Annotated in this window: 7 protein-coding genes and 7 pseudogenes; 9 read left to right on the top strand and 5 right to left on the bottom strand. The window is 63.5% G+C overall.

Annotation, left to right across the window (positions count from 1 at the left end):
* Positions 1 to 240, bottom strand: a 240-nt coding sequence (locus AC5RWU_RS22670; protein WP_493986429.1) for a transposase, incomplete at its 3' end; no start/stop codon positions are given.
* Positions 241 to 955: 715 nt separating this feature from the next.
* Here AC5RWU_RS22670 and AC5RWU_RS22665 point away from each other — a divergent pair.
* From AC5RWU_RS22665 to AC5RWU_RS22645, 5 genes and pseudogenes are all read left to right on the top strand, one after another.
* Positions 956 to 1,039 (top strand): annotated as a pseudogene (locus AC5RWU_RS22665) (hypothetical protein); the annotation flags it as partial.
* Between the two features lie 121 nt (positions 1,040 to 1,160).
* Positions 1,161 to 1,322, top strand: a complete 162-nt coding sequence (locus AC5RWU_RS22660) for an acyl-CoA dehydrogenase family protein (RefSeq protein WP_493986428.1) — start codon at positions 1,161 to 1,163, stop codon at positions 1,320 to 1,322.
* 372 nt (positions 1,323 to 1,694) lie between these two features.
* Positions 1,695 to 2,933 carry a type 2 periplasmic-binding domain-containing protein gene (locus AC5RWU_RS22655; RefSeq protein WP_493986427.1) on the top strand — a complete coding sequence of 413 codons (1,239 nt, stop codon included), beginning with the start codon at positions 1,695 to 1,697 and terminating at the stop codon, positions 2,931 to 2,933.
* Between the two features lie 219 nt (positions 2,934 to 3,152).
* Positions 3,153 to 3,776, top strand: coding sequence for a TRAP transporter small permease subunit (locus AC5RWU_RS22650; protein ID WP_493986426.1), 624 nt, complete (start codon positions 3,153 to 3,155; stop codon positions 3,774 to 3,776).
* Positions 3,773 to 5,311: a TRAP transporter large permease gene (locus tag AC5RWU_RS22645; RefSeq protein WP_493986425.1), complete on the top strand. Its 1,539-nt coding sequence runs from the start codon at positions 3,773 to 3,775 to the stop codon at positions 5,309 to 5,311. The genes AC5RWU_RS22650 and AC5RWU_RS22645 overlap by 4 nt, the downstream gene beginning before the upstream one ends.
* Positions 5,312 to 5,397: 86 nt before the next feature.
* Here the strand turns inward: AC5RWU_RS22645 and AC5RWU_RS22640 are convergent.
* Positions 5,398 to 6,380, bottom strand: a pseudogene (locus AC5RWU_RS22640) (IS110 family transposase).
* A gap of 343 nt (positions 6,381 to 6,723) precedes the next feature.
* Between AC5RWU_RS22640 and AC5RWU_RS22635 the strand changes: the two are divergent.
* Positions 6,724 to 7,384 (top strand): annotated as a pseudogene (locus AC5RWU_RS22635) (IS5 family transposase).
* On the opposite strand, the gene AC5RWU_RS22630 reads toward AC5RWU_RS22635, so the two are convergent.
* The 3 genes and pseudogenes from AC5RWU_RS22630 to AC5RWU_RS22620 all read right to left on the bottom strand — a co-directional run.
* Entirely contained in the window at positions 7,350 to 7,550 is a 201-nt protein-coding gene (locus tag AC5RWU_RS22630) for a hypothetical protein (RefSeq protein WP_493986430.1), read from the bottom strand. The pseudogene AC5RWU_RS22635 and the gene AC5RWU_RS22630 overlap by 35 nt on opposite strands.
* A 61-nt stretch (positions 7,551 to 7,611) precedes the next feature.
* Positions 7,612 to 7,764 (bottom strand): annotated as a pseudogene (locus AC5RWU_RS22625) (transposase); the annotation flags it as partial.
* 73 nt (positions 7,765 to 7,837) lie between these two features.
* A pseudogene (locus tag AC5RWU_RS22620) lies at positions 7,838 to 7,939 on the bottom strand (transposase); the annotation flags it as partial.
* Positions 7,940 to 8,144: 205 nt separating this feature from the next.
* On the opposite strand from AC5RWU_RS22620, the pseudogene AC5RWU_RS22615 reads away from it, so the two are divergent.
* From AC5RWU_RS22615 to AC5RWU_RS22605, 3 genes and pseudogenes are all read left to right on the top strand, one after another.
* Positions 8,145 to 8,333, top strand: a pseudogene (locus tag AC5RWU_RS22615) (IS3 family transposase); the annotation flags it as partial.
* 21 nt (positions 8,334 to 8,354) lie between these two features.
* On the top strand, positions 8,355 to 8,723 hold the full coding sequence (locus AC5RWU_RS22610) for a transposase family protein (RefSeq protein WP_493986424.1): 369 nt from the start codon (positions 8,355 to 8,357) through the stop codon (positions 8,721 to 8,723).
* Positions 8,681 to 9,781 (top strand): annotated as a pseudogene (locus tag AC5RWU_RS22605) (ATP-binding cassette domain-containing protein). Before AC5RWU_RS22610 ends, AC5RWU_RS22605 begins: the two are co-directional and overlap by 43 nt.
* Positions 9,782 to 9,988 lie beyond the last annotated feature (207 nt).

Genomic DNA, 9,988 nt, shown 5'->3' with positions numbered 1-9,988 from the left:
GCGTCGTAACCGCGGGAATCGCTCCCGACGGTGTCGGCGCCCTTGACCGACTGAGAGTCCACGACCCCGGCCGAGGCCCGCCGTGTCCCGTCCGGCTTCCTGCCGGACCGCCCCGCGCAGCGCGTCGTGGATCGCCTCGGTGGTGCCGTCCGCGTTCCAGCGCTGGAAGTACCAGTACACGGTGTCCCAGGGCGGGAAGTCGTGGGGCATCATCCGCCATGCGCACCCGCTCCGGGTCACGTACGCAGATGGCCTCCACGATCCGCCGGCGCGGATGGACCGCCGGGCGTCCGCCGGTCTTCACCGGCACCAGCGGCTCGATCAACTCCCACTGTCCGTCGGTCAGGTCCGACGGGTACGGGCGCGGGGAGGAACCGGACATATTCCTACGCTGGCCCCGCCGACCCCGGGCAGTCAACCGGCCACTTTCCCAACACGTACTTATGGGACATTCGGCGCGCCGAAGACGAAAAATGGGGCCTCATAGGCTGGTTGAGAAACGTCCCCCTGTATGTTCGGCTCATGAAAGAGGAGTACTCCAACTCCGCGGCATGCAGGATTCTCAGTATCAGCCGGAACACTGGCGTGCCCGGGAGTTCCGGCGCTTCGGCAGGCAGCGACTTGTCTACACTGGATTGAGTGGCCAAAGTTAGCTTTCGCTGGGCATTTCCAGTCGAGGCTTTGGCTGCATCGGGAACGGCGTTGGGAGCACGCGCGTCGAATCATGAGTCGGAGGGAAGTGCCGCAGCGGGGAGAAGGCCTCGGCAGCGGGGGCAGGTCCTTCCGGGGGCCGGAGGGATTCAAAGTTAGGCAGGTGAACGCCGGTTAGGCTCGTGCTTCCTGCGGGGCCTGCTGTTCTCCCTCCTCTGGTGACACTTCGGCGGCAGACACTGTTCCGGGGGAACCGGCACACTGAAGTTACCCGCAAGAGAGGGTCTCCGGGTCATCTCTAACCTTGCACACGTGCGCGATCCTGCTCGAGACGATCGACTACGCCCACGAACGGGAGGCGTTCAGAAACCCGATCGGCTCGCACCAGTACAAAAAGTTCAAAATCGCCGAGCTCGTCACCGAACTCGACGTCGCGCAAGCCTACATCGACGCGCACAGCCGCGGCAAAATCACCTCGATTGATGCCGTCAAAGCCAAGGAGCGCGGATGTGCAGAACGGGATTCTCGACGCCTGCCTGCAGCTCCACGGGGGCTTCGGCCACATGAACGAGTACCGTGTCGCGCGGGGTAAGGACGCACGGGTCACCGAAATCTGGGCCGGCTCAAACGAGATTATGAAGGAGTTGTTCGGGCGTGATCTCGGCTTCTGATGGCGTGCTGCTGGAAATCACTTCAAAGACAGACGCCGCTGCGGCGCTGCATAACGGCCTTCGCTGAATACGGGTTTCCGCCGAGCGGCTCTCCGAGGTCACCTGCCGGCTCGGCGAAATCCAAGACGACCCATGGCGTTCCACAGGCAGTCGCCCAGTCGCCTTCGGAACGCTACGGATTCGAGCATCCGTTTCCACGAGATGTCCGAGGAGGGGTCATGACGGTGCTTGCCTTCAATATCTTCGTACTATACATTAAACCAAACGATCGTTTGTGTGCTGACGCCTCCGACTTGATCGTATAGATGTCCTAAGCGGGAAGGCGAGCACCTCCGCGTCCCCGCTGCTTAGCTATGAACAAAGGAGTTCACTGTGCTCACCGCCCGCAAGCAGACCATCATGACCGCGGTAGGCGTTGTCGCGATTACCGGCATTCTTCTCGCTGGTTGCTCCCGGGGGGGGGAGGCAACCGGGAGCGGCAGCCTTGCCGACCTGGAGCCAATCGAACTCGTCGTGCACGACCTCAGTTCGGAGAGGGGGGCTTCTGCTCAGGGCATGCTCGCTTTTCAGGCCGAGGTCACCGAAAAGACGGGCGGAAAGATCACGTTCGAGAATTTCTGGTCGGGTTCACTCTTCGGTGGGCCTGACGCGTTGACAGGCGTCGGGCACGGTGTGGCTGACATCTCGGCTTACGTGTTGCAGTACGCACCCCAGTCCCTGCCGGCCGGCAACTGGTTCACAAACGCGGGTTCTATGAGCGCCAAATCTTACCCGGGCGGCTACCTCCAGTCGATGGGAGCGACCGTCGAGAACTACAAGGCTACCGGTCTGATCTCGAAGGAGCTAGCTGATCATAATGTGGTGGAACTCGCGATAACCGGTGGTTACCCACAGGACATGATCTGCAACGAGTCGATTACCACGCCGGAGGACGCGGCCGGCAAGATTGCACGCACGGCCGGCTCGCCCTTCCAGGGGGAAGTCGAGTCTATCGGCATGTCCAACACCTTTTTTCCCCTCGCGGAGACCTATGAAGCTTTCCAACGAGACATGATCGACTGCGTCGTGTCACAGCCGTCCTACATCACATCCGGGTTCTGGGATGTCGCGAAGCACTACCTTCCGGTTGGGTTGAGCTCCGCCATCGGGTTCGGCTGGGTTATGAACAAGGACACTTGGGAGAGCTTCCCGCTTGAAGTGCGACAGATCTTCCACGACGCCCTCCCTACCCTTCTCATTGAGTTCATGCGCGCCAGCGCTCAGGAGTTCGCCACCTTGGCGAGCGAGGGGCCGACGGAGCATGGCTTGCTGTTCGAAGATGTCTCGGAGCTTATGCCTATCGTCCTCGAGCGTCAGCGGAGTACCGTCGCCGACCTTCCGGCCTCCGCCCCGGTGGGCGTGGAGGATCCGCAGGGTCTGCTCGACGGTTACGCGACTGCGTTGGAAAAGTGGGCAGGGCTTGTCGAGGACCAGATCGGTGCGGATGTCAGTAACGACCAGAGCACTGAAGCACTCATCGATGCGATGGCCACGACCGTCGAAACCGTCGATTGGGATGTCTATCGAGAGCTTCTCGTGGACGGGCTCGCTCCATATCGTCCGATCAAGTGACCGCGAGGGAACGACCGCGTCAGGGCTGCGCAGGGACTCTGGTCCCTGAGTCGCCGGACTCGGGTACCAGTCCCTCGTCCCGCAAGCGACTGTTGAGGTGTGGCCGTAGGACGAGAGCCATGGCATGGCCGCGGGCTTGCCGGGCCATACCGTCTGCTGAAGTCGGGCTGAGACGTGGTCTATTCGACGGCGTCGTCGCTTTGTGAGAGGAGAAGTTCAATGACAGCATTTGATGGCGCGCCCACCCGTGTCCCGTGGACGAAGTGGATCGATGGTCTGAGCGTCCTGTTAGCGGTTTTGGGAGGAGTCGCAACTGTTGCTCTTATGCTCAATGTCGTCGTCGGCGTTATTGGGCGGTTCTTCTTCGACCGCACGCTTCCTGGCACACTCGACTTCACGCAGTTCGCCTGGATGCCGGTACTCGTCTCACTCGGCTTGGGATACGCATTGCTGCGTGGGGAGCACATTCGAGTCAATCTGCTCACAGCTCCGACGGGCCCACGCACCCAACGGGTCATCGAAATCGTCTCCATAGCCTTTAGTATCGCCGTGACGGCGCTTCTCTTCTGGTTCAGCATTGAGAAGGCGATGGACGCCACAGCCTTGGGAGAGAAGGCTGTCGGTACACCTTGGATGGAGATTTGGCCATATCGATGGGTGATTGTCGTCGGTTTGTTCGGGCTGCTGTTGCAGATGATCGCCAGCGCGGTGAGAGCAATCACGGTGGAGGAGTTCCACGCGCTCGATGAGCATGAAGAAGTAGCGGCGCTCGAGGCGGAGGAAACTGTGTTTGACGAGTTGGAGGCTCCAGCGGCCGTAGGTGAGAAGGCGGAAGATCGGTGAACACGACGGTAGGTGAGAACCCCAACCCGCCCACGACAAAGTCTCCAATCGATTTGAAGGACGCGCTAAGAGCGAGGCGATTCACCATCGGTCTTGTTGTCACCGCCGTGGTGACCGTGCTCCTGACGTTGTACTTGGTCGTCATGCCGACGAACAAGCTAATCATCGGGTTCGTGGTCATCCTGCTCAGCATGACGTTGATGCTTTTCAAGATCCCGATCGGCATCGCCATGGCGGGAACCGGCATCCTCGGCCTCTACGTCCTCATGGGTCCGAATGCAGTTGTGGGCACGCTGAAGGAGATAGTCTTCACTTCTTTTGCCTCGTGGTCGTTGAGCGTCATCCCGATGTTCGTGCTGATGGGTGTAGCTCTGGGCAAGAGCGGACTGATGGCCGGTGCGTACGACTCGGCGCGAAAGTGGCTGGGGTGGATGCCGGGAGGTCTCGCGGTCTCAACGAACTTCGCCGGGGCCGGGATGGCCGCCACGAGTGGAAGCACGATCGGGATCGTATACGCGATCGGACGAGTGTCGATTCCGGAGATGATTAAGTCGGGCTATCGACCCAGCTTGGCGATGGGTGCAACGGCCATAAGCGGAACCCTGGGTCAAGTGATCCCGCCTAGCGTCATGCTTGTGATCTATGCCGGCGTTGCTGAGACCCCGGTCGGACCGCAACTGCTCGCGGGCGTAGTTCCTGGCCTGCTCCTGGCGTTGCTCTTCACGATCGTGATCATTCTCTGGGCATGGATCAGTCCTCAATCAGCCCCTCGTGGCGAGTCGCACACATGGAGGGAACGCTTCGCTTCCCTGGTGCACCTGATACCTGTTCTGCTCATCGTGGTCGTGGTGCTTGGTGGCATCTACGGGGGTGTCTTCACGGCGACTGAAGCAGGGGCGTACGGCGCCCTCATCGTGCTGATACTCGGGCTGGGACAGGTCCTTCGAAGAAGGAAACAGCAGCTCAGAAAGAATGCAAACGCGGTGCCTACTCGCCGTTTGGTCGGGTCGTTCTTCTCAGGCACCCTCATAGAAACGGTTTCCGCGGTTGCTGCCATCTTCCTGTTGCTTCTTGGAGTACAGATTCTCACGCGGGTGATGGCACTGAGCGGGCTGGCGCAATGGGTAGGCGACACTGTCGTAGGCATGGGCTTGACTCCAATCCTATTCCTCTTGATGCTCATCCCCGTCTACCTCATTCTTGGCTTCTTCCTTGACACGTTGGCGATGATGCTCCTCACGATCCCAGTGTTCCTCGGTCCATTGGAGGCGCTGGGGATCGACTTGATCTGGTTCGGAGTATTCCTCATCGTGCTGGCAGAGATTGATATGGTCGCACCACCATTAGGGATACTCGATTTCGTCGTCTTGGCGTTGGCACAATCCTCTACGAAGGGGATGGGACTCAAGTTGAGCATCACCGATGTCTTCAAGGGCGTGATGCCCTTCATCGCCGCTTGCATACTCATGCTGGTGATACTCGTGATGTGGCCGGATCTTGCGCTGTGGCTACCAGGCATATCGTCAGCCCAGTAGCCGCGTACTGACTTGTCGCTCAACGGCCCGCTCGATGGCTCCCACGGGCCGGGCGGACAGGTAGTCTAGGGATCCTTCTATGTTCGTCAAGCCGGGCTGGCAGCTGTGCCGGTGGTGTTGAGGATCCGGTAGATCTGGCGGGCCAGGTAGCGTTTCAGGCAGCGGCGGATCTCCTTGGTGGTGCGGCCCTGGGCCTGGCGCCGCTCGAGGTAGACCCGGGTCTGCGGGTCATGGGTCATCCGGGTGAGGACGGCGATGTGCAGGGCCCTGTTCAGTCGCCTGTCGCCACCCCGGTTGAGGCGGTGGCGGACGGTGTTGCCCGAAGACGCCGGGATGGGGTTCACCGCGGCCAGGGCGGCGAAGGCGGCTTCGGAGCGGACCCGCCCGTGATGGGAGACCACGCGGTGAGGCAGATGGCGGCGATCTGCTCGTCGAGCTCGACCACGCGCCTGGCCAAGCGGATGGCCTCGGCCCGGGCGGTTGTGGTGCCCAGGTCTTCGTCGCGGGACCGCCACCGGGCTACCGTGGCGATCTGCGTGCGGGTCAGCGGTTTGCGGGCATCGATTCCGAGTTCGACAACCCGCAGCAGCGCGATCAGCGCGTTGACGGCGGCGGTGCGCTCGGCGCCCATGTGGTCACGGGCCGCGACCAGGACGCGCAGACCGGCCCGGACGCCTTCGGCCAGGCGCGGGCGGCGCAGCTGGCCGGAGTCCAGGGGAAGGACGGTCGCGGCGATGTGGTGTGCGCCCAGGGCGTCTGACTTGCCCAGGCCCCGGTTGCTCCGCGCGTTCATCCGTGCCGCTTCGCCCACCTCGTAACCGGCCTGCCCGACTGCGGCGGCCAGGCCGGCACCATACGATGCCACGCCCTCGATCACCCACAACGCGGCCAGATCACCACCGATGCGGCGCGCCACCCAGGCGATCGCGCGCGCCATGCCGATGGCCGTGGTGGGGAACCGGCCGGTGTCGAGGACTTCCCCGGTGGCGGCGAGGACCGCCAGGACGTGGTTGCGGGCGTGGGTGTCGACTCCGATGACGAACGGGTGAACATGGGCGACTATGGTCATAGCGGCTCGGGTCCTTCCTACTCCAGGGTTGATGGTCCGGCCGCTGGCGGCCGGCGCCGGTCCGGGTAGGAGTCACCGCGGGGCAGTACTGTGATGAGTCACGCCCGCAAGGGCGGACAGCCTTCTGATCAGGTCACCGAGGTGGGCCAGGACGACGCCAGCCGCCCCGCCTCGGACGGACAGATCCCTAGCAGGGCACCCCGAAGGGGCCGAGCGTGTCTTGAGTCACGACCAAGGGCGGGGCGACCAACGTCAACCCTGCCAGCCGGTCCCAGACCAGCCACCCACAAGACTCACAGCGTGTCTCCCATATCGGTGGTGAGTCTCGCGGGATGCTTGCCGGATGAGGTCGACGGGTTCGCGGTATCGGGTGTTCACGGACGAGCAATGGAAGCGGATAGCGTCGTTGTTGCCGTCGATCCAAGGGCGGCGCGGGCATCCGTTCGGTGATGACCGTCGGGTGGTCGAGGGGATCGCGTACCGGTTTCGGACCGGGATCCCGTAGCGGGATCTGCCGTTCCCGCGGCGGGTTGACGACAAAGATCCACCAGGCCGTCGACGGTCACGGCCGGCCGTTGGCGATGGTCATCACCGGCGGCCAACGCAACGACAGTGCGATGCTTGCCAAGGTTCTCTCCGAGATCCGCGTGGCACGCCTGGGTGTAGGCCGTGCCCGCACCCGCCCCGATGCCGTGCTCACAGACCGCGCATACGCGACTGGCATGATTCGTAAGGAGATACGACGACGCGGGACCACGGCCGTCATTCCCGACAAACGCGACCAGGCTGCCGCACGCAAGCGGCGCGGCAGCCGTGGCGGGCGGCTATCCGGATTCGACGAGAACGCGTACAAGGGACGCAACGTCGTCGAGCGGTACTTCGCTCTCGCCAAGCAATGGCGTGGCATCGCGACCCGCTTCGACAAACTCGCCATCACCTACCGCGCCGGCGTCACGATCTGCGCCATCCTCACCTGGCTACGCCTAATGGGAGACGCACCCTAAAGGGGTTAGGCGGCTTCGGCGGCCTGCCAAGGACGCCGGCCCGGGGCAGGACCTCGAAGGTATGCATTCCCTCGGGCTTGGCCACGATTTCGAGGGTGATCCCGAGCAGGTCCCGGGCGGTTTCCAGCAGCTTGCCGGCGTAGCCGCCATCGGCCCATGCCTGCACGAGCGAGGGCATCCTCGCCCGGGATTTTTCCAGAACCAGTCGCCCGCCGTCGCGGTCCTGCTTAGCTGGCCGCGGTCACCAGCACCACGACCAGCAGTCCGGCGGTGTCGGTGAGGATGTGCCGCTTGCGGCCGTTGACCTTCCTGCCCGCGTCGTAACCGCGGGAATCGCTCCCGACGGTGTCGGCGCCCTTGACCGACTGAGAGTCCACGACCCCGGCCGAGGCCCGCCGTGTCCCGTCCGGCTGCCTGCCGGACCGCCCCGCGCAGCGCGTCGTGGATCGCCTCGGTGGTGCCGTCCGCGTTCCAGCGCTGGAAGTACCAGTACACGGTGTCCCAGGGCGGGAAGTCGTGGGGCATCATCCGCCATGCGCACCCGCTCCGGGTCACGTACGCAGATGGCCTCCACGATCCGCCGGCGCGGATGGACCGCCGGGCGTCCGCCGGTCTTCACCGGCACCAGCGGCTCGATCAACTCCCACTGTCCGTCGGTCAGGTCCGACGGGTACGGGCGCGGGGAGGAACCGGACATATTCCTACGCTGGCCCCGCCGACCCCGGGCAGTCAACCGGCCACTTTCCCAACACGTACTTAGACCGAGCTGATCGACAACGGCAAGCGCGCGTGGACCGGATGGCGCCAGGTCGAGAAAGAGACCGCAGCCTGAGTCCACTGGTACAACAACAGCCGGCTGCATTCATCCATCGGCTACGGATCGTCGACCGCTTACGAGATCACCTACCATGAGAAAACCACCGGCTACCTCGACTCCGAGGCAGCCTAACCACGCCCTCCATCAAATCCAGTGCGGTTCACCCTGCTCTACCAGAGGTTCTCCCCGCCACAGCGCGTCCTCGCGCACCTGTTCGGGGTTACCCAGCAAACCATTTCCCGCGTCGTCCGCCAGACCCGCGCACGGCTCACCGCCATCGGATATACCCCGGGCCCCCACAGGTCCGGCTGGCCACCGCAGCCGGACCTGTCACCCACGCAGCAAACGCCGGCGCCCCCGTGCCGGACGAGATCAAGGCAGAATATTATTAACCTGCAGGCCCTGAGGTCCTGGCCTCCGGGGGTTCAACGATCGATCCGACAGCACAGTTCTCTGACCTCTCGGTGGCCGATCAGTGCATGGTCACCATTGCCCGCGCGATTGCGGGCGATGCCAAAATGATCTTCCTGGGCGAGCCGACGGCGTCCCTCACGGACGCCGAAATCGTCAATCTCTTTTCCGTCCTGCGCCGACTGCACGACGAAGGAGTGCGGGTCGTCTACGTCTCGCACCGACTCGAGGAGATTCTGGCGCTGTGCGACTCGTGCGTCAGCATGCGGGACGGGCGGGTGGTCGACGAGAGTCCAACCTCTGACCTGTCCAGGCTCGACCTGATCGGGCCCATCTCGGGCAGCGGTGCTGGGCGGGCACTCGAGCTGGGAGAGCGCCAGCGCAAGCATGCATCTCCCGATGGCCCCGTCCGGCTCCGTGTCGACAACATGTCCGACGGTGGCCTCGTTCACGATGTCTCCTTCCAGGTCCGAGCCGGCGAGATACTCGGTCTTGCCGGGCTCGCGGGAGCCGGCCGGACTGAAGTGGCCAAAGTCCTGTTCGGGCTGTTGCCCTTGAAGGACGGCGCCATCCAGGCTGACGGGACGACTCTGCCAAAGCTTCCCACTCCACGGCATGCCGTTCGCACCGGGATCGTCCTCCTGCCCGAGGACTGAGGTACTCAGGACCTACACCCGACATGGACGCTCTCCGCCAACATCACCCTGCCCGCCCTGAAGAAGTACCGGGTCGCCCCGAGGATCCCCATCCCGCGACCGCGTCGCGAACGCGACTTCGCCAGGCACGAGATGGGAAGGTTGGCGATCAAGGCCAGCTCCCCCGAGACTCAGGTGAACACACTGTCGGGCGGCAACCAGTTGAAAGTCATGCTGGCGAAATGGCTCGACTACGGTGCCTCGGTGTTCATCTTCGACGAGCCGACACATGGCGTCGATGTTGACGGGAAGGAAGAGATCTACGCCGAGATGGAGGGTCTTGCCGCCGATGGCAAGGCCGTCATCTTCATCTCCAGCGAGTTTGTGAAGCTTCTCGCTGTCTGTGACCGGGTCACGGTGGTTCGGGAGGGTAGGTCCGTCGGCACACTGCCGAGCGAGGGATTGACCGAGGCCCAGATGTTGCACCTGGCCTACGGCGAGCAGACTGGGCAGGAATCCGACGCACTGCCGTAGGCACGACCCCAACGACGCCGACTCGCCAGTCGTGATGAGAACGCACCCGAGTGATCCCCGGTCAGCATGCTGCCTCAGCCGTGTGACGGGGATCGTGCGTCCTGCTCGATCTCCGGTCCTGAGACGGCGCGCCTGATGTTCTAGTCGGTGGACTCGATCTCGACGTGAGCACGCAGGCGTCCCTGGCCGTCGACCCATCCCTTGCTG

It is taken from the genome of Arthrobacter sp. B0427-1-12 (assembly GCF_059092905.1).
This window is presented reverse-complemented; position numbering and strand designations above follow the sequence as displayed.